Consider the following 18,783-nt stretch of genomic DNA (forward strand, 5'->3'; position numbering starts at 1 on the left):
CCATGCCGGTGAGCGAGGTACACCATGTGGCCGTGACCGTTTCCGACGTCGACCGGGCTGCGGATTTCTACGAGAAGGCGCTGGGCTACCGCCGGACGCTGCGGGCCGACGTGGCCGGCCCCGGCATCGAGGTGTCGCTGGGACTGCCCGCTGGCACCACCGGCCGGGTCCAGTACCTGCAGGGGCCGAGCCGCATCGGTCAGCTGGAGCTGATCGAGTGGAACGGCCCCGCGACCCGGACGGCGACCGGTGGACATCTGGAGCTGGGCACCTTCCTGCTCAGCTTCGCGGTGCCGCTGGCGGAGATGGACGAGCTGCACGCACGACTGGTCGAGCTGGGCGCGCAGTGTCTGAGCCCGCCGAATGAGGTCATGCTCGACAACTACGGGCTGATCACCGCGTTCGCGGCCCGTGACCTCGACGGCAACCTGCTGGAGTTCGTGGCGCTGCCGTCCCGGGAGGAGATCCTGGCCCGGCGGCGGGAGGGCGGCAGCTGATGGCGACCAGCAACTTCACCGAAACGCTGCGCCGGCAGGCGCTGCGCCGCGCCGAGCGGGAGGCACTGGTCGACGGGGATTCCCGCTGGACCTATGCCGAACTGGACGCCGACGTCGACCGGCACGCTGCGGCACTGCGCGACGCCGGCATCGTCGACGGCGACCTGGTCGGGGTGCTCGGGCGCAACACCGCCACCTACGTCATCGAACTGCTGGCGCTGAGCCGCCTCGGTGCGATCTCGGTTCCGCTCAACTGGCGGCTGCACCCCCACGAGCAGGCGTACGTCCTCGACCAGGCCGGTGTCACCGGGCTGATCTACGACGACGACTTCGCCGACGTCGCCGCCACCCTGGCGGCCACGACCGGGCTGCGGACGGTCGTGGCCAACGGGGCCCGGGTCGTCGTTGACGCCCGTCGGCTGGCCGATCTGCTCGCTGCGGCGCCGCCCGGGGTACGGGTGCCGGACGCCGAGAAGACCGCTGCCGACGTACACCGGCTGCTCTACACCTCCGGCACCACCGCACGGCCGAAGGGCGTCATCCACACCTGCGGGAACCTCACCGCCAACCACCTGGCGCAGGTGCTCGAACTGGAGCTGACCGCAGCCGACCGGATCCTCGTCTCCGCTCCGCTGTTCCACGTCAGTGGGCTGGAGGCGCCGGGCCTGGCGACGTTCGTGGCGGGCGCGACGATGGTGCTGACCCCGACGTTCAAGCCTGCGGACATCGCCCGGACCGTGGCCCGGGAGCGGATCACCGGCATGGTCCTGGCCGCGCAGATCCTCTTCGGCCTACTCGACCGCGACGACCAGTCGGATCTCGGGTCGCTGCGTTACCTGCTCTTCGCCGGGGTCGCGCCCAGCGTGCGGCGCGAGGTGAAACGTCGGCTGCCGCACGTCCGGCTGGTGGACACCTTTGGCATGACCGAGCTGTGCAACGGCGTCTGCTACCTGGATGCCGCCCACGAACAGTGCAAGGTCGGCGCGCTCGGCGCGCCGTTTCCCGGGGTGCACATCCGGATCGTCGACGAGCACTTCCAGCTGGTGCCGCCCGGCGTGGAAGGAGAGATCATCATCCGGGGCGAGAAGATCTCACCCGGCTACTGGAACGACGACGAGGCCAACCGGCGGACCCGCCGGGACGGTTGGTTCCTGACCGGAGACGTCGGGCGGATCGACGCCGACGGCTACCTGTGGTTCGTCGACCGCCGCGCCGACCTGATCAAGTCCGGTGGGGAGAACATCGCCAGCGCCGAGGTCGAACGGGTCATCGCCGGGCATCCCGACGTCAGCGAGGTCGCCGTCATCGGGGTGCCGGACCAGACCTGGGACGAGGTCCCGAAGGCGTACGTGATCCTGCGCGCCGACGCGACCACCACGGCGGAGGGGATCCGCGAGCACTGCCGGGCCGAGCTGGCCCGGTACAAGGTGCCGAAGTACGTGCAGATCGTGACGTCGCTGCCGCGCAACGACTCCGGCAAGGTGCTCAAGAAGCAGCTGCGCGAGACGGCGGTGACCGGATGAGTACGGCGAACGTCGCCGCGATGCTGGCCGGCAACGCCAGGAGGTTCGCCGACGTCGACGCGTTGGTCTTCGAGGGCCGGCGGTGGACCCACCGCCAGCTCGCCGTCGACGTCGAGGCCCTGGCCGCAGGGCTGGCCGCCGAGGGGATCCGCCGCGACGTCCGGGTGGCGATCATCTCGAACAACGTGCCCGAGTTCCTGCTGCTGTCGCTGGCGTTGTCGAAGCTCGGCGCGGTCTTCGTGCCACTGAACTACCGGCTCACCGCCGCCGAGCTGGCCCAGCTGCTGCGGCACGCGCGGGTCCGGGCGGTCGCGACGGTCCCGGAGTTCGCCGCGTTGACCGACGCGGCGTTGACCGACGCGGCGTTGACCGACGCGGCGTTGACCGACACCGGATCGAGTGAGCCCGTGGCCGACGTGCGCCGGTTCGCGCTGGAGCCGATCGACGACGACGGCTGGGTAGACGTGCGCGCGCTGATCTGGACCCACCGGGGTGCCCGGGTCGCCGACGTCGATCTCGACGACGCGGCCCTGCACCGGATCGTCTACACCTCCGGCACGACCGGGCTGCCCAAGGGCGTGCTGCTCACCCACGGCAACGTGAACATGAACATGCACGCCCAGATCGTCGAGCTCGGGCTGCGGCCGAGCGACCGGATCCTCAACTTCGCACCGCTGTACCACGTCGGCGGCACCGACCTGCCGGGCTTCGGCATCTGGCATGTCGGCGGCACGATGGTGCTGCAACGGCGGTTCGAGCCGGCGGCGGTGCTGCGGGCGATCGAGACCGAGCGGATCACCGGCATGGTGATGGCGGCGACGATGCTCGACATGGTCCGCCGTGCGGCCGATGCCGCCGTCGATCTGACCTCATTGCGGTGGGTCATCTACTCGCAGGTCACGTCGGCGTTGTTCGCCGTGGCGCGGGAGCTTTTTCCGGACGCGCGGCTGATCGAGGGTTACGGTCTCACCGAGACGTGCGGCGCTCTGACGTACCTGGACGAGGCGCACATGCGGTCCAAGCAGGGGTCGGTCGGCCTGCCCGTGCCGTGGGTCCGGGTGCGGGTGGTCGACGCGGACGGCAACGACGTGCTGGTCGGCGACGACGGGGAGGTGATTGCGCGCGGCCCGAAGGTGAGCCCCGGCTACCTCGACGATCCGCAGGCGACCAGGGCGGCCTGGCGCGACGGGTGGTTCCACACCGGCGACATCGGTCGGTTCGACGCCGACGGCTACCTGTACATCCGCGACCGGCTCAAGGACATGATCCGCAGCGGTGGGGAGAACATGTCCAGCGCCGAGATCGAGAACGTGCTGGCCGACCACCCGCTGGTGTTGGCCGCGTCGGTGGTGGCTGCGCCGCATCCGGTGTGGCTGGAGGTCCCGGTGGCGTTCGTGATCGGTCGACCCGGCCTGGAACCCGAGTCGCTGATCGCGCACGCCCGGCAGCGCCTCGGTGGTTTCAAAGTCCCGAAGGAGATCTACGTCGTGGACGAGTTTCCGACGAATCCGTCCGGCAAGGTGCTGAAGCGGAGCCTGCGGGAGCTGCGGTCGTCGGCGCAGCCGGACTGGACGTACGACCGGTCGCGACGGGACTGACGACTACCGGTGGACGCCCGCGGTGTGCCGCAGCAGGGCCTGGGCATGGACGAGGGAGAACCGTTGGGTGCCCCGGCCGAGTTCGTCCCAGGGCTTACGCCACCGCATCCGCCGGGCGACGTCCCAGGCGGTGGCCTGCCCGTCGGCCCCGGCCAGAGCGCTGACGGCGGCGACCTCGGCGCGGTGCAGCGCGGCCAGCTCGTCGGCGCGGGCCGCGACGTCGCGGTACGGGAACTGGTGGGCCGGGCAGGCGATCGTCGCGCCGAGGTCGCGGATGCGCTGCAGCGTCCGGAACAGGTCCGCCGTCGGGTCGTCGTCGGCGCGGCTGACGATCGCGAGCTGGGTGGGCCCCTCGGACATCATCGTGTCGCCGGTGAAGACCAGGCCGCGGGTGTCGACGTAGACGGTGTGCCCGTAGGTGTGCCCCGGGGCCGGCACGGCGCGGATGGTCACGTCGCCGAACCGGAACTCGGTCTCGTCGGCCACGGCAAGGTCGATCCGCAGGTCCTCGTGGTGCGCGGTGACCGCCACCGCGTCGGCGTACATCGCCTCGACGACGTCGGGTGGGGCGCCGGTCGTCGTGAGGGCGGTGCGCAGTTGGGTGAGGAAACCGCCCCTGCTCCGGCGCATGGTGGCGAAGTCGTCGGCCTGCCCCATGACCACCGAGGCGCCGGACAGCGCCCGGATCCGGGCGGCGAAGCCGATGTGGTCCGGGTGGTTGTGGGTGAGCAGGACGGTGGAGATCGTCTCGACCCGGTGGCCGATCGCGGTGACCGACCCGGTGAACGACTCCCAGCAGCTCGGGTGGTCGTAGCCGGCGTCGATCAGGACACTGCCGTCACCGGTGTCGATCAGGAAGACGGTGACGTAGCGCAGCGCGCTGCCGCGCAGCGGGACCGGGATCGCCCAGACCCCGTCGGTGACCTCGGTCGGAGTCGGCATCCGCCGGGCGTGATAGCTGGCGGCGTGCGCGTCGTTCACGGGTCTGGACATCGCCAGATGCCTCCCTTACTGTGGAAACAACAACATACCGGATGGTCGGAATCTAACTCAAGGAGTCCGATGAGCGACGAGCGGACCGGCTTCCGGCTCTGGGCAGCCGCCGAGCCGGAGCTGTGCGCGATCGTGACTGCCGATGATCGGCAGATCTCCTACGGCGAGATGTACGCCGAGGTGAACCGGATCTCGCACGGCCTGCGCACCCGTGCGGGCCTGCGTGCCGGTGACACGGTCGCGGCGGTGATGACCAACAGCGCCGGCATGGTCGCGCTCTACCTGGCCGCGATGCAGTCAGGGCTCTACCTGGTGACGCTCAACTACCACCTGACCGAGCCCGAGATCGCCTACATCCTCGCCGACAGCGGCGCCAAGGTGGTCGTCTGCTCCGCGCGGGTGGAGCCGGTCGTCGCCGCTGCGGCCCACGCCGGTGTGCCCGGGGTGCAGGTGTACGTCGACGGATCCCCCACCACCGGTCGCGTCCGCCCGCTGTCGCAGCTCACCGACGGCATGCCGACCGTGAGCCCGGAGCAGACCCCGGCCGGGTCGCTGATGATGTACACCTCGGGCACCACCGGCCGCCCGAAGGGGGTGAAACGACCACTGGCCGGAGTCGACGCCGACACGGGTGCGTCGACCTACCGGTGGTTGTTCCAGGAGTTCGGGATGGAACGCCCAGCGTTCGGATCCTGGCTCGTCTCGGCTCCGCTGTACCACTCGGCGAACATCACCCCCGCGATGGGCGCACTGCACGCCGGCGGCACGATGGTCCTGATGGACGGCTGGACGCCGGAGGGTTTCCTACGTCGGGTCCACGACCAGCGGGTCACCGGGACGAGCATGGTGCCGACCCACTTCTACCGGCTGCTGCAACTGCCCCAACCGGTGCGCGACAGCTACGACATCTCCTCGCTGCGCTATGTCCTGCACGGCGCCGCGCCGTGCCCGCGCGAGGTCAAGCAGCGCATCCTCGACTGGTTCGGCCCGGTGGTCTACGAGTACTACGGCTCGACCGAGGTCGGCACCACCATCGCCCGCCCGCACGAGTGGCTCGCCCACCCGGGCACGGTCGGTCGCCCGGCGTCCATCTCGACGCTGCGGATCCTCGACGAGGCCGGCAACGAGGTGCCGGCCGGCCAGACCGGCATCGTGTACATGCGTCAGGGCTCCGACCGGGTCGAGTACCACAACGACCCCGGCAAGACCGACGGCGCCCGCCGCGACGGGCTGATGACCGTCTGGGACGTGGGCCACGTCGACGCCGACGGTTTCCTGTACATCACCGGCCGGGCCGCCGAACTGATCCTGGTCGGCGGGGTCAACGTCTACCCGGCCGAGATCGAGGCCGCGTTGCTCGGTCACGACTGGATCGCCGACGCCGGAGTCGTCGGCGTACCCGATCCGGAGTTCGGCGAGGTGCCGCAGGCCCACGTCGTGCTGACCGAGAGCGCACCCGACGCCGAAACGGCGCTCGCGCGGATCCGCACCTACCTAGCCGAACGGTTGGCCAAGCCGAAACGTCCGCATTCGTACGTCGTCTGCGCGGCGTTGCCTCGCGATCCCAACGGCAAGCTCTACAAGGCGCGGCTCAACCGTACCCCGGAGGTGTCGGCGTGACCACGACGTGTGAGGTGTCCGACGACAGGGGAGCCTGCCGTGGACTTCGATGACAGTGACAGCGACCTCGCGTTCCGGCGCGAGGCCGGCAGTTGGCTCGACGACGCGCTGCGCGACGTGCCCGATCAGGAGGAGCTGTCCCAGACCGAGCGTGAGCACTGGTCACGGGTGTGGCAGGAGCGGCTCTGCGCCGGCAACTGGGCCGGGTTGTCCTGGCCGGTCGGGCACGGCGGCCGGGGGATGGACTCGCTGGCGCAGGCGGTCTTCAACGAGGAGGCGGCGGTCCGGGGCGCGCCGTACCCGCTCAACGGCGTTGGCATGATGCTGGCCGGTCCGACGATCATCGCGCACGGCAGCGACGAGCAGCAGGCCCGGTACCTGCCGGGAATCCTGCGCGGCGAGGAGTACTGGTGCCAGGGCTTCAGCGAGCCAGGCTCCGGCTCCGACCTGGCGAGTCTGCGTACCGCCGCGACCCGGGTCGACGGCGGCTGGCTGATCAACGGCACCAAGATCTGGACCTCCAACGCGCACAACGCCTCCCGGTGTCTGCTGCTGGCGCGGACCGACCCCGAGGAGACCCGGCACCGGGGCATCACCTACTTCCTGGCCCCGATGGACCGGTTCACCGTCCGACCACTGGTGATGATCAACGGGGACACCGAGTTCAACGAGATGTTCCTCGACGACGTGTTCGTCCCCGACTCCGACGTGCTCGGCGGGGTCGGCAACGGCTGGAAGGTCGCGCTCACCACGCTCGCCTTCGAACGCGGCAGCATGGCGCTGAACCTGTGGGTGTGGGCCCGCCAGGCGGTGGACCGGGTCGTCGATCTGGCGATCGCGCGGGGACTGGCCGACGACAGCACCGTCGTCGACACGATCGGCGCGCTGCAGTGCGACGCCGAGGCGGTCCGGATCGGGTCGATGCGGATGCTGGCGGAGAGCCGTGCCGGTGGCGTCCCCGGCCCGGAGACGTCGGCGCTGAAGAGTCTGTGGGCCGGCGTGGTGCAGAACGCGAACCGGCTCGCGGTGCAGCTCGACGAGGCTGGCGGTGTGCTGCTCGACGGTGCCGGTGCCGCCGCCCGGATGCACCGCTACCTGCGTGCCCGCGCCCACACGATCGAGGGCGGCACGGAGGAAGTCCAGAAGTCGATTCTCGCGGAGCGGGTGCTGAACCTGCCCCGTTCACGTTGAGCGGAGTGGCCGCGTGCACGCGACATTCACCCAGGAACAGCAGGAGATTGGCGAGACCGTCGCGGCCCTCGCCAAGGCGCAGACCGGCGCGGCGCGAGCCGCGCTGTCGGCCGGTTGGCAGCCCTGCGCCGCGGACGGACCGCTGCTGCGCGACTTCGGGCTGCTCGGCGTGCCGGAGTCGGCCGGTGGTGTCGGATCGGCGCTGATCGACCTGCTGGTCGCCGTAGAGGTGCTCGGTGAGCACCTGGTCCCGAGTCGGTTCGCGGCCCACGCGGGTGCCGTACAGCTGCTCTGCGGCGACGACCGACGGTCGGTGCCGCTGCCCGACGAGATCCTCGACGGCCGCCGGGTGCTCACTCCGGCGGTCGACGTGCCGTCCACGCCTGGTTGGCCGGACCGGTCGGTGCCGGATCCGCTGGTGCGGACCCTGGTGCCGTACGCCGCTCAGGCGGACGGGTTCGTCGTCGCCGGTCCCGACGGGGTCTGGGTCGCCGGCGCCGCCACGGTCGCCGAGCGGGCCGAGGTCACCGAACGGCGGTCGTTCGACCCGTCGGTACCGCTGTCGGACGTGTCGCTGTCCATGCCGCAACGGCTCGATCCGGTCGGCACCGGGTTGTGGCGGGCGACCCTGGTGGTCGCCGCCGAGTTGTGCGGCGTCGCGCAGGGCGCGATCGAGCTGGCCGCCGAGCAGGCCCGCACCCGGATGCAGTTCGGCCGGGTGATCGGGTCGTTCCAGGGGGTGGCGTTCCAGCTGGCTGAGGCCGCCACCGCGCGCAAGGCAGCGTGGGACCTGACGCTCTACGCCGCCTGGGCGGTCGACAACCATCGTCCGGACGCCGGGATCCAGGTGCACGCCGCCAAGGCGGCGGCGGGGAAGGCCGCGGTCTTCGCCGCCGAGCGGGGAATCCAGGTGCACGGCGGGATGGGTATCACCATGGAAGCGGATCCGCATCTGTTCCTGCGTCGGGCGTTGGTGCTCGACGCCCGGGCCGGCCGTGGCCGATGGCACCGGCACCGGGCCGGCGCGCTGCGGGTCGAGGCGCGCCGGGTGGGTTCGGGGCACCGTACGGACTAGTGCGCTGACCTGCGCAGACCTTGCAGTGACAGAAGCGCAGCGGTAACATACCGGCTGGTCGGAATAAACGAGGAGTGGTCGTGAAGTTCGGAATCATGAACCTGTTCCCGGTGGCCGACGGGGCATCGGACCATCAGGTGCTACGGGAGACTCTCGACGAGATCCAGCTGGCCGACGAGCTCGGCTTCGACTCGATCTGGTTGGCCGAGCACCACTTCTCGAAGTACGGCATCCTCGGCAGCCCGGTCAACTTCGGCATGGCCGTCGCCGAGCGGACCAGCCGGATCACGATCGGCACCGCCGTGCTGGTGCTTCCACTGCACCACCCGCTGCGGCTGGCCGAGGACATCGCGGCGCTCGACGTGCTCAGTGGTGGTCGGGTCACCATCGGGGTCGGCCGTGGCTACCAGCCGGCCGAGTTCGCCGGCTTCGGGATCGCCCTGGCCGAGTCGAAGCAGCGCTACCAGGAGACCCTGGAGGTGCTGCGGTTGGCGCTGACCCAGGAGAAGTTCTCCTACCACGGCGAGATCTACCACTTCGACGACGTCACGACCTACCCCCGGCCGTTCACCCCCGGCGGTCCGCCGATCCTGCAGGGCACGGTATCCCCGGACAGCTTCCGGGAGCGCGGCGCGGTCGGCGAGCCGATCATCACCTCACCGAACTTCACGCCGTTGGGCATCATGCAGAAGAACTTCAGCCTCTACCGGCAGAGCATGCAGGCCAACGGTTTCGATGTCACCACCTACGAACTGCCCTTCATGCAACAGGTGTGGTGCGGTGACGGCGAGGACGGCCTGCGTGAAGCCGCCTCGGCGGCGATGAACTACTACAAGTCCGTCGGCAAGGTGATCCCGGGTTCGGAGGAGGCGATCGAGCAGGAGCGGTCCTACTACGCGGCGGTCGCCAAGAACATCGAACTGCTGACTCTGGAGCAGACCCTGACCCACGGCGGCAACTTCGGCTCGGCGCAGCGCGTCATCGAGACCATCGAGATGCTGCGCGAGCAGCTCGGCATCAACCACTACATCGGCTGGCTGCGCATCCCGTCGCTCGACCGGCGGAGCGCGCTGAAGTCCATGGAGGAGTTCGCCACCAAGGTGATCCCGCACTTTCGCGCGGCGGACCAGACGGGCCGCCGGACCGACGGCCACGACCCGGCCGATGACGTCTTGACGACCTCCGCCGCCCAGGCGGTCATCGGATGAAGGTCAGCTGTTTCCTCAGTGCCCAGTTCGATCCGTCGACCAGCGCCTCCGACGGTATCGACCAGGTACTGGACCAGGCCACCGCCGCCGAGGCGGCCGGCTTCCACGCCGTCTACCTCGGCCACCACTTCCTCGCCAGGTCCGCGTTCGTCCAGCCGGTGCCGCTGGCCGGCTACCTCGCGCGGGCGACCACCCGGGTACGCATCGGCTTCGGGGTGCTGCTCGCACCGCTGCTGAACCCGGTCGCGCTCGCCGAGGACCTCGCCTCCCTCGACGTGCTCTGCCGGGGACGGTTGACCGTCGGCGTCGGTGCCGGCTACCGCAAACGGGAGACCGCCGCGTTCGGCGTGGAATGGACCGACCGGCTGCGCCGACTACGCGAGTACGTTCCGATCCTGCGGGCGCTGTGGAACGGCGAGACGATCGACATCGCCGGCAGCTGGGGCGAAGTCCCCGGCGCGTCGCTGGCGCTGCGCCCGGTGCAGCCCGGCGGCCCGCCGCTGTGGATCGGTGCGTTCGCCGAGCCGGCGGTCCGCCGCGCCGCCCGACTGGACGCGCCGTGGCTCATCGGCCCCAAGGGCACTGACGCGGAGCTCGCCCGACTGCTCGGCGTCTACCGGGGCGAACTCGTCGACCGCGGCTTCACCCTCGACCGTGAGTACCCGATGAGCCGGGAGGCGTTCATCGGCGACAGTTACCCCGCCGCGGTCAAGGCCGTCCGACCGCATCTGCAGCGCCAGTACGCCGGATACCGGTCCTGGGACGGCGCCCAGTCCCTGGACATCGACCGGTATCTGGCGCAGGACTGCCTGGTCGGTTCTGCGGACGAGATCGTCGACAAGCTGCGGCGTTGGGAGGCCGAACTCGGCATCACCGAGGTCTCGCTGCGGCACCAGTTCGTCGGCGCCAGCCAGGCCGAGGCGATGGAGCAGCTCGCCCGCTTCGGTGCGGAGGTCGTCCCCCGACTCGCCGGGCCACGACCCGCGTCGCCAGCCGCGCCGGAGGTCGCCCGATGAGCACCGACCCAGTGATGGCCCCACCGGACGCCGACAATCTGGCCCGCGTGTTGGAACGGCGTCGCGCCGACCGCACCGACGTCGTCGGCCTGTACGGCGAGGACGGTCGGTCGTGGACGTTCGACGAGATCGACCTGCTCGCCGGTGGGGTGGCCGTGGCACTGCGGGCCGAGGGCGTGAGCGCCGGCGACCGGGTGGCCTGCTACCTGACCAACGGCCCGGACATCGTCTTCTTCCTCTTCGGCTGCTGGAAGCTCGGCGCGGTCCCGGTCACCGTCAGCAGTTTGTACAACGCGGCCGAACTCGCCGAGTCGCTGGCCAAGACCAGCCCTCGGCTGCTGCTCGTCGACGGGCGCAGCCCGGACGTGGTCGCCGAACTCGCCAGCGCCAGAGCCGGCGTCGCGATCCGCCGCGTCGCGCAGCTGCGCCCTGCGACCGGTGGCGTCGGGGAAGCGGACGTCGAGCCGCTGCCCTGGCGTCGGCAGGTCCGGGTGCCGGCAGTCGACGTCGACCCGCAGGCCGAGGCCTGCGTGCTGTTCACCGGCGGGACGACCGGCCGGCCGAAGGCGGTCAGCGTCACCCACGGCGGGACCCGCGACTCGCTGATGCGGCTGGCCTGCGTCGCCACCGGCACCGACGCCGAAGGCACCGCCCCGGCGGCGGCCAGGCCGAACCTCATCGCCCTGCCGCTGTTCCACAGCGGCGGTCAGCACTCGCTGCTGTTCGCCTTCTTCGTCGGTCGTCCGGCGGTGGTCTGGGAGAGGTTCGGCGTCGACCGGCTCGCCGACCTGATGGACCGGTTCCGGTTCGACAACTTCTTCTTCCTGCCCACGATGGTCTACGACATCGTGTACGCCGAACGGGACCTGCCCTTCGACGGGGTCAAGTCCGTCCTGGTGGCCGGTCAGGCCATCTCGTGGTCGCTGCGCCGAGCTTTCGAGGAGCGGTACCAGGTGCCGATCCTGGTCAACTACGGATCGACCGAAGCCGGGCACATCGCCGGCTGGACCGGACGGGACATGAAGGCCGGCCGCTGGAAACCCGGCTCCGCCGGGCGGGTCTACCCGGGGGTGGAGCTGGAGATCCGGGACGAGACCGGTGCCGCCCTGCCAGCCGGCCGACAAGGCGAGGTGGTGGTCCGCTCCGCGTTGACCAAGGGCTATGTCGACGACGACGCCGCGTCCCGCGAACTGGTCCGGGACGGCTGGGTGCACACCGGTGACATCGGCTACGTCGACGACGACGGGGTGCTGTTCCTGGTCGGCCGGAAACGGGACATGATCAAATGCGGTGGCTTCCAGGTCTGGCCCGAGGAGATCGAGGACGAGCTGCGCAGGCATCCGCTGGTCAGCGACGTGCGGGTGCTCGGGCGACCGGACGACCGGCTCGGCGAGATACCGGTCGCCCTCGTGGTGCGCAGGACCGACGACGCGGTGACCGACACCGAACTCTCCCAGCGCCTCGTTGCGTACGCCCGGGACCGGCTCGCCCACTTCAAGACGCCCCGCCGGATCGAGTTCGTCGCCGCACTGGAACGCAGCGCCACCGGCAAGATCAGCCGAGCGACGCCGGCCACGACGCGGGCGGGTGCGTCCGGATGAGGTTCGGCATCATGGCCTCGCACCAGTATCCGCACGGCGACGACCTCGGTGGGCACCTGGCCGAGCTGTTCGGCACCGTCGAACTCGCCGCTGAACTGGGCTACGACTCGGTGTGGACGATCAACCACTTCCAGTCGAACCTGGCCACCCCGCAGCCGATCTCGATGCTGGCCAGCCTCATTCCGCGCTCCGGTGACATGCTGCTCGGCACCGGCATCCTGCTGCTGCCGATGTTCCACCCGGTGCACGTCGCGGAGGAGTTCGCGACCCTGGACCACCTCTCCGGTGGGCGGGTGGTCCTCGGCGTCGGCGCCGGGTACCGGGACAACGAGCTCGCCGCGTTCGGGATCGACCCGCAGACCCGGTTCCGGCGTTTCGACGAGAGCATCCGGCTGATCCGCGCGTTGTGGACCGGGCGGCCGGTCACCCGGGACGGCGAGTTCTACCCGCAGACCGAGGCGACCATCGGCGTCGCGCCGCTGACCCCGGGCGGACCACCGATCTGGATCGGTGCCGGCGGCAGGAAAGCGGTCCGCCGGGCCGCCCGGCTCGGCGACGCCTGGTACGCGCCGGGCAACTCACCGAGCCGCCGGTTCCTGCCCGAGCATCGGGCCGTCTACGAGGAGGCGTTGGCCGAGTACGGCCGGGACCCGACGACAGTGCAGCGCCCGGTCGGGGTCGAGCTGTACTGCGCGCCCAGCACCGAGCAGGCCGTGGCCGAGGCACTGCCGCACGCCCGGCGGGAGTACGCCACCTACGCCGAGTACCCGGCGCTGCGCTGGCAGCGGGACCGCTTCGACGAACTGGTCCGCAACACGCTGCTGCTGGGCTCACCGGACTTCCTCATCGAGCGGATCTCCGCCCTGCGGGAGCTGGGGTTCGACCACGTCATCTTCCGCCCCGGTTGGCTCGGCATGCCGACCGGGAAACTGCGCGCCTCGCTGCGGCTGTTCGCCGCCGAGGTGATGCCCGCCTTCCGTGCCAGCTGACCTAAGGAACTCGCCGTGAAGAAGACCGAAGCCGAACTTCTGGAACAACAGTGGGACGTCGAGAACATGGAGGTCGACCCCGAGGTCCTGGCGAAGTACGTCCGGTACGACGTCGACGAGCAGCGGTCGGTCGCCACCATCACCTTCGACCGTCCCGAGCGGCTCAACGCCATTCCGGTGGCCGCCTTCGAACGCGTCGGCGACTTGGTCCGCGAGGCCGAGACCGACGACCGGGTCAAGGTCATCGTGTTCAAGGGCGAAGGTGAACACTTCGGCACCGGCGCCGACGCCGCCGAACTCGGGCACTACATCGGCTACCGGACCGGCACCGACAAGGCATCGCGGCGGCGGCCGGCGCAGCGGCAACGCATCCTGCCCGACCGCAACGTGCTCAGCTCCGGATTCACCCGCCCGATCATCGAGTCGCTCAAGGCGACCATCTGCCAGGTGCAGGGGTACTGCTACGGCGGCCATTTCCAGATCGCGCTGTCGGCTGACATCGTCATCGCCAGCCCTGACGCCCGGTTCACCCATCCGGCGTTCCGTTACCTCGGTCCCGCCCCACAGGACATGTACCACTGGATCGAGAAGGTCGGCCTGACCACGATGAAGGACGTCATGCTGACCATGCGGGCCATCGGTGCCGAGGAGGGCGAGCGCAAGGGCCTGGTCACCAAGGTGGTCGAACGTGACGAACTGCAGCGCTGGGTCGACGACTACGCCGACGCGATCGCGGTCATGCCGCTGGACTCGCTGATGATGGGCAAGTCGATGATGCAGTTGGTCATGGAGGCCCGGGGCAAGGGCCTCGGCGCGATGACCGGCTGGGTCGGGCACGGCTGGGCGACCAACGTCAGTTTCGACGACGGGGACTGGAACTTCCTCAAGGAGCGCCGGGAAAAGGGCATCGGCCGGGCGCTGGCCGACCGGGACCGGCTGGTCGCACCGTACTTCCGGCTCAGCGACACCCGGTCGCGCGAGAAGTAGGCGCGGTCGTGAAGTTCGGCATTCTCCTCGACCATCAGTACGAGCTCGGCGACGACCTGCAGCGGCGGACCGGTGAGACGGTCGAGTACGTCCAGCACATCCGCGACCTCGGCTACGACTCGGTGTTCGGCATCCACCACTATTTGTCGTCGCTGGCCACACCCCAGCCGATGCCGCTGCTGAGCCGGCTCGTTGAGCACTCCGGCAGCATGCAGATCGGCACCGGCATCCTCATCCTGCCCCTTGGACATCCGGTGCACTGGGCCGAGGAGATCGCCACGATCGACCAGATGTCCGGCGGCCGGTTCGTCCTGGGCATCGGCTCCGGCTACCGCGACGCCGAGTTCTCCTCGTTCGGCGTCGACCGGCGTACCCGGGTGTCGCGGATGAACGAGGCGCTGGCGGTGATGCAGCGGTTGTGGACCGGTGAGCCCGTCCACCACCAGGGGCGGCACTTCACCCTGGACGGGGTGCGGTGCAGCGTACTGCCGCGGCAGCGGCCGCACCCGCCGGTCTGGGTCGGTGCCAACGGCCCGACCGGCATCGCCCGGATCGCCCGTCAGGGCCTGCCGTGGCTCGCCCCGTCCAACGTGCGCCGCAACTGGGCCGTCGGAAACCTGACCGAATACCGGGAACAGCGCCGCGCGGCTGGTTTCGACGACGACAACGCGGTCTTCCCGATCCACCGGGACCTGTGCGTCGCGGACTCCGCCGACGCTGCGCACGCCATGGCGGGCGACGCGGTCCGCCGATCGTACGGCGAGTACGTCCAGTACGGCATGGACTACTTCGAGTCCCAGTGGGAGGCGATCAAGGAGAAGGCGCTCTTCTTCGGCTCGCCCGACGACATCGCCGCGAAGATCTCCGACTTCGCCGCCGCCGGCTTCAACCACTTCGTCTTCCGCGCCCAGTGGCTCGGACTGCCGATCGAGCGGTCCGTCGAGATCGTCGAACGGTTCGCCCGCGAGGTGATGCCGAGGTTCCGGCGGTGAGGATCGGCCACGTCATCGTTGCGGCCGGGGACCTGGCCGCGCAGGTCGACTTCTACACCCGGCTCGGGCTGACGGTGCGGTTCCGCGACGGCGACCGGTACGTCGCGCTCACCGACGGGACGGTGACCATCGGCCTGGCCGCCGGGTCACAGCAGCCCGTCGCCGGCCGCACCCTGCTCAGCGTCGAGGTCGACGACCTCGACAGCTGCGTCGCCGAGTTGACCGCGGCCGGCGCGTCCGTCGGGGAGCCCGTGTCGGGCCCGCACGAGCGGCGGTCGGTGGTCGTCGACCCGGGCGGCGTCCCAGTCGTCGTCTACGAACGACGGACCTGACCGGCGAGGCGGTGCCGGCCCGGTGGGTGCAATCGCACCGTTCGCGGAAGCGGCACTTCGCTGAGCTCCGGCGCCCGTCCGTCGCCATCGCCAACGGCGCCCCGAACGGGCCCGGCTCCACCACCTCCCAGATGCTCACCCGGTCCAACGACTGGCCGTGGCGGAGAACGCCCGGCCGGGCAGCAAGTACTACGACAAGCTCGACACGACAAAGGTCGCCGTCGCGGGCTTCTCCTGCGGCGGGCTGGAGGCCTACGCCGTCTCCCACGACCCGCGCGTCACCACCACCGGCATCTTCAGTAGCGGTCTGCTGAACGACGCCGACGACTACCAGCTCAGGAGACTGACCGAGCCGGTCGCCTACTTCATCGGCGGGCCCAGCGACATCGCGTACCCGAACGTCATCGACGACTGGGGCATGCTGCCGGCCGGGTTGCCCGCCTTCACGGGCAACCTCAGCATCGGGCACGGTGGCACCTACGACCAGCCCAACGGCGGCGAGTTCGGTCGGGTAGCGGTGCTCTACCTCAAGCGGCACGCCGGCCTGCGCCGCCGCATGCACCGTGCAGGACCGGTGGAACAGCGGCTTCGACGCAACCGTCACCTGCGCCGGAACCTGTTTTCACCACCATTGACGGATCTACCGGCTCGGCGGGCCGGCACTCAGGGTGCCGGCCCGCCGAGCCGGAGTTCACCGTTGCGGTTCATCGGTGCGGGGCCGGGCTCCGGCGACGAACCTGTCCAGCGCCGGTCCGTGCAGCACACCGCCGGGTACCGGGTCGCGCAGCGCCCGTACCACCAGTTGCGCCACCGGCAGTCGGCCTGGCGCCCGTGTCGCAGCGAGTACCACGTTGCCGTACCGCCGGCCGCGCAGCATCCGCCGGTCGGCGACGGCACAGACCTCGGCGAAGACTTCCCGCAGGGTGGCAGCCTGTACCCGGGTGCCGACCAGTGGCGGCAGGTCGGTGACGTTGACCAGGTAGATGCCGTCGGGTCGCAGTACCCGGGCCACCTCGGTGGCGAACCCGACGGTGGCGACGTGCGGCGGCATCCGGGCTGCCTGGTAGATGTCGGCGAGCACCAGATCGTACGCGGCGGCTGGCGCGCCGGCGACCGCCTCCCGCGCGTCGGCGACCATGACCCCGACGCCGGCCGGCCGGGGCGGCAGGTCCCGCGCCACCAGCGCGACCACCTCGGGATCCCGCTCGACGACGGTCTGCGCCGAGCCGGGTCGGGTGGCGGCGACGTAGCGTGGCAGCGTCAGCGCACCGCCGCCGAGGTGCAGCACGTCCAGCGGGGCACCGGCCGGCGCGGCGAGATCGGCTACGGCGGCCATCCGGCGGACGTATTCGAAGCGCAGGTACGCGGGATCGGCGACATCCACGTACGACTGCTCGACCCCGTCGGCGAGCAGTATGCGCCCGGTTGACCTGGTCGGGTCGACGGCCAGGTCGAGCCGGGCGCCGGGTGCCTGCATGACCAGCAGACTAGCGATCCTCAGACGGGCGTACGCGACCACTGCTGGTTGGTGCCGGTGTGGCACGACCACTGTTTGAGGACGACGCCGTCGGCGGTCGAGGCGGCCGGCACGTCCACACACTTTCCGCTGTGCCGCGCCCGGAGCTGGAAGTAGCTGCCGTTGGTGACCATCTGGAACTGCTGGTTGTCGCCGGTGCCGCAGGTGTACTGGATGAGCTCGGCCCCGTCGGCGGTGGAGGCGCTCACCACGTCGAGGCACTTTCCGCTGTGCCGGCTGATCAGGCGCCAGTAGCCGCTGCCGGCGTCCTGGAACTGCCACTGCTGCCACGCGTTGCCGTTGTACGCGTACTGGCCGACCCGCGCACCGTTGTCGGTGTTCGGCTGCTGGACGTCCATGGCCTTGCCGCTGTGCCGCGCGTTGACCCGGTAGAACGTCCCCGTCGGCGGCGTCGAGGGGTCGTCGCTGACGGCGTCGCCCCAGCCGTAGCGGATCCGGTCGGCGCCGGACGGGTTGCGGACCGTCAGGTCCAGGTTGGTGCCGCTGCCGCTGAGCGCGAACATCGAGTACCAGTCGTACCCGATGTTGCCGGTCTTGCCGCCGATGGCCGGCCAGTAGGTGCCGCCCATCTGGTTGTCGCGCATGACCTGGGCCATGGCGCGGATGTGGCGGACGAAGTTGTCGGTGCTGCCCGGGTTGGCGTAGTTGCGACCGTCGTCCATGGGCGCGCCGAACTCGGTGGCGACCGCGCGGGAGGCGCAGTTGCCGAGCCGGGTCTGGATGTGGCTGCGGAAGGCGTCGTAGCTCATCTCGCCGTAGAAGAATGCGTAGTGGTGGAAGGAGAACAGCGTCGAGTTGAAGCGGCTGTCGTTGCAGACGTCCCGCAGGTCCTGGCTGTAGCCGGTGCCGCCGATGAGCACCCGGCCGGGCACCGCCGAGTAGTGGTAGCTGAGCCAGTTGGCCGCGACGTCGCGCCACTGCGCCGAGCTGTAGCCGTGCGGCTCGTTCATCGGCTCGAAGTAGACGTTGGGGTTCGATCCGTAGGTGTTGGTGACCGTGGACCACATCGCGTTCCACGCGGCGAGGTTCGTGATCCGGCCGCCGGAGGCGGCACCGTCCTCCCAGTAGGCCAGGATTACCTTGAACCCGCGTTCAGCGGCGGCGTCGATGGCCCCTCGGTAGGCCTCCCACCATGCCGTCCCGACCGTGTGGGTGTTGATCGGCAGCCGGACGGTGTCGACGCCCATGGTGGCAGCCATGTCGTCGTAGATGGCGTTGGCCTTGGCCCGCACCGTCGCGTTGCTGTCGGACGAGTTGAGTCCGTGCACGACGAGCGGACCGGTGCTGAAGTTGTCACCCAGCACGGCCCAGTTCATGCCGCGGAACTGGCTGGTGGCGGCGGTGGCCGGCGACGACGTGACAACTGCGGTGCCGACCATCGCCGTCAACACGGCCACCAGGGTGATCGACAATCGACGCAACGACCGGGTTCTGGACGATGACTCTGACAAGATCTGGCCTCCCTGGGAAACGGACACCGGGCCGGACGGCTACCGCCGGCACCGCTGTCTCTCCGGTCACACGGGCTATGTGTGCGTTAACGTCAGCTGTCTGCGTTGGGACGAGGGATTCGCAGCTTCCGGCAGGTATGCGCCGTTCCTGGCGGGTGCTCGACGTGACCACA

At 70.2% G+C, this 18,783-nt stretch carries 16 protein-coding genes; 13 read left to right on the forward strand and 3 right to left on the reverse strand.

Going from position 1 to position 18,783, the window contains the following annotated elements:
* Nucleotides 1–2 precede the first annotated feature (2 nt).
* From O7543_RS03585 to O7543_RS03595, 3 genes are read left to right on the forward strand one after another with little or no spacing between them, the layout of a single operon-like run.
* Nucleotides 3–497 carry a VOC family protein gene (locus tag O7543_RS03585; RefSeq protein ID WP_281555187.1) on the forward strand — a complete coding sequence of 165 codons (495 nt, stop codon included), beginning with the start codon at nt 3–5 and terminating at the stop codon, nt 495–497.
* Entirely contained in the window at nt 497–2,020 is a 1,524-nt protein-coding gene (locus O7543_RS03590; RefSeq protein ID WP_281555186.1) for an AMP-binding protein, read from the forward strand. The genes O7543_RS03585 and O7543_RS03590 overlap by 1 nt, the downstream gene beginning before the upstream one ends.
* The gene (locus tag O7543_RS03595; protein ID WP_281555185.1) at nt 2,017–3,618 is read left to right on the forward strand and encodes an AMP-binding protein; all 1,602 of its coding nucleotides are present in this window, start codon (nt 2,017–2,019) and stop codon (nt 3,616–3,618) included. The genes O7543_RS03590 and O7543_RS03595 overlap by 4 nt, the downstream gene beginning before the upstream one ends.
* Nucleotides 3,619–3,621: 3 nt before the next feature.
* Here the strand turns inward: O7543_RS03595 and O7543_RS03600 are convergent, their stop codons facing one another.
* Entirely contained in the window at nt 3,622–4,611 is a 990-nt protein-coding gene (locus O7543_RS03600) for an MBL fold metallo-hydrolase (RefSeq protein WP_281555184.1), read from the reverse strand.
* Between the two features lie 69 nt (nt 4,612–4,680).
* On the opposite strand from O7543_RS03600, the gene O7543_RS03605 reads away from it, so the two are divergent.
* The 10 genes from O7543_RS03605 (at nt 4,681) to O7543_RS03650 (ending at nt 15,622) form a co-directional block, all read left to right on the forward strand.
* A complete protein-coding gene (locus O7543_RS03605) occupies nt 4,681–6,231 on the forward strand; it encodes an AMP-binding protein (RefSeq protein ID WP_281555183.1) in 1,551 nt (516 codons plus the stop codon).
* Nucleotides 6,232–6,270: 39 nt separating this feature from the next.
* Nucleotides 6,271–7,422, forward strand: coding sequence for an acyl-CoA dehydrogenase family protein (locus tag O7543_RS03610; protein WP_281555182.1), 1,152 nt, complete (start codon nt 6,271–6,273; stop codon nt 7,420–7,422).
* A gap of 13 nt (nt 7,423–7,435) precedes the next feature.
* Nucleotides 7,436–8,497: an acyl-CoA dehydrogenase gene (locus tag O7543_RS03615; RefSeq protein ID WP_281555181.1), complete on the forward strand. Its 1,062-nt coding sequence runs from the start codon at nt 7,436–7,438 to the stop codon at nt 8,495–8,497.
* Between the two features lie 80 nt (nt 8,498–8,577).
* On the forward strand, nt 8,578–9,705 hold the full coding sequence (locus O7543_RS03620) for an LLM class flavin-dependent oxidoreductase (RefSeq protein WP_281555180.1): 1,128 nt from the start codon (nt 8,578–8,580) through the stop codon (nt 9,703–9,705).
* Nucleotides 9,702–10,721 (forward strand): LLM class flavin-dependent oxidoreductase, encoded by a 1,020-nt coding sequence (locus O7543_RS03625; protein ID WP_281555179.1) that lies wholly within the window; start codon nt 9,702–9,704, stop codon nt 10,719–10,721. Before O7543_RS03620 ends, O7543_RS03625 begins: the two co-directional genes overlap by 4 nt.
* Nucleotides 10,718–12,322: a class I adenylate-forming enzyme family protein gene (locus O7543_RS03630; RefSeq protein WP_281555178.1), complete on the forward strand. Its 1,605-nt coding sequence runs from the start codon at nt 10,718–10,720 to the stop codon at nt 12,320–12,322. The genes O7543_RS03625 and O7543_RS03630 overlap by 4 nt, the downstream gene beginning before the upstream one ends.
* 11 nt (nt 12,323–12,333) lie before the next feature.
* On the forward strand, nt 12,334–13,311 hold the full coding sequence (locus O7543_RS03635) for an LLM class flavin-dependent oxidoreductase (RefSeq protein WP_281555177.1): 978 nt from the start codon (nt 12,334–12,336) through the stop codon (nt 13,309–13,311).
* A 15-nt stretch (nt 13,312–13,326) separates the two neighbouring features.
* Nucleotides 13,327–14,298 carry an enoyl-CoA hydratase/isomerase family protein gene (locus O7543_RS03640; protein WP_281555176.1) on the forward strand — a complete coding sequence of 324 codons (972 nt, stop codon included), beginning with the start codon at nt 13,327–13,329 and terminating at the stop codon, nt 14,296–14,298.
* Between the two features lie 8 nt (nt 14,299–14,306).
* Nucleotides 14,307–15,290 (forward strand): LLM class flavin-dependent oxidoreductase, encoded by a 984-nt coding sequence (locus O7543_RS03645; RefSeq protein WP_281555175.1) that lies wholly within the window; start codon nt 14,307–14,309, stop codon nt 15,288–15,290.
* Complete coding sequence (locus tag O7543_RS03650; protein WP_281555174.1) at nt 15,287–15,622, forward strand: VOC family protein; 336 nt, start codon at nt 15,287–15,289, stop codon at nt 15,620–15,622. The genes O7543_RS03645 and O7543_RS03650 overlap by 4 nt, the downstream gene beginning before the upstream one ends.
* A 691-nt stretch (nt 15,623–16,313) precedes the next feature.
* On the opposite strand, the gene O7543_RS03655 is transcribed toward O7543_RS03650, so the two are convergent.
* Nucleotides 16,314–17,099, reverse strand: coding sequence for a fused MFS/spermidine synthase (locus O7543_RS03655; protein ID WP_281555173.1), 786 nt, complete (start codon nt 17,097–17,099; stop codon nt 16,314–16,316).
* Between the two features lie 20 nt (nt 17,100–17,119).
* The gene (locus tag O7543_RS03660; RefSeq protein ID WP_281555172.1) at nt 17,120–18,580 is read right to left on the reverse strand and encodes an RICIN domain-containing protein; all 1,461 of its coding nucleotides are present in this window, start codon (nt 18,578–18,580) and stop codon (nt 17,120–17,122) included.
* Nucleotides 18,581–18,783 lie beyond the last annotated feature (203 nt).

The sequence above is a fragment of the Solwaraspora sp. WMMA2080 genome (genome assembly GCF_027497395.1).
Lineage (GTDB): Bacteria > Actinomycetota > Actinomycetes > Mycobacteriales > Micromonosporaceae > Micromonospora_E.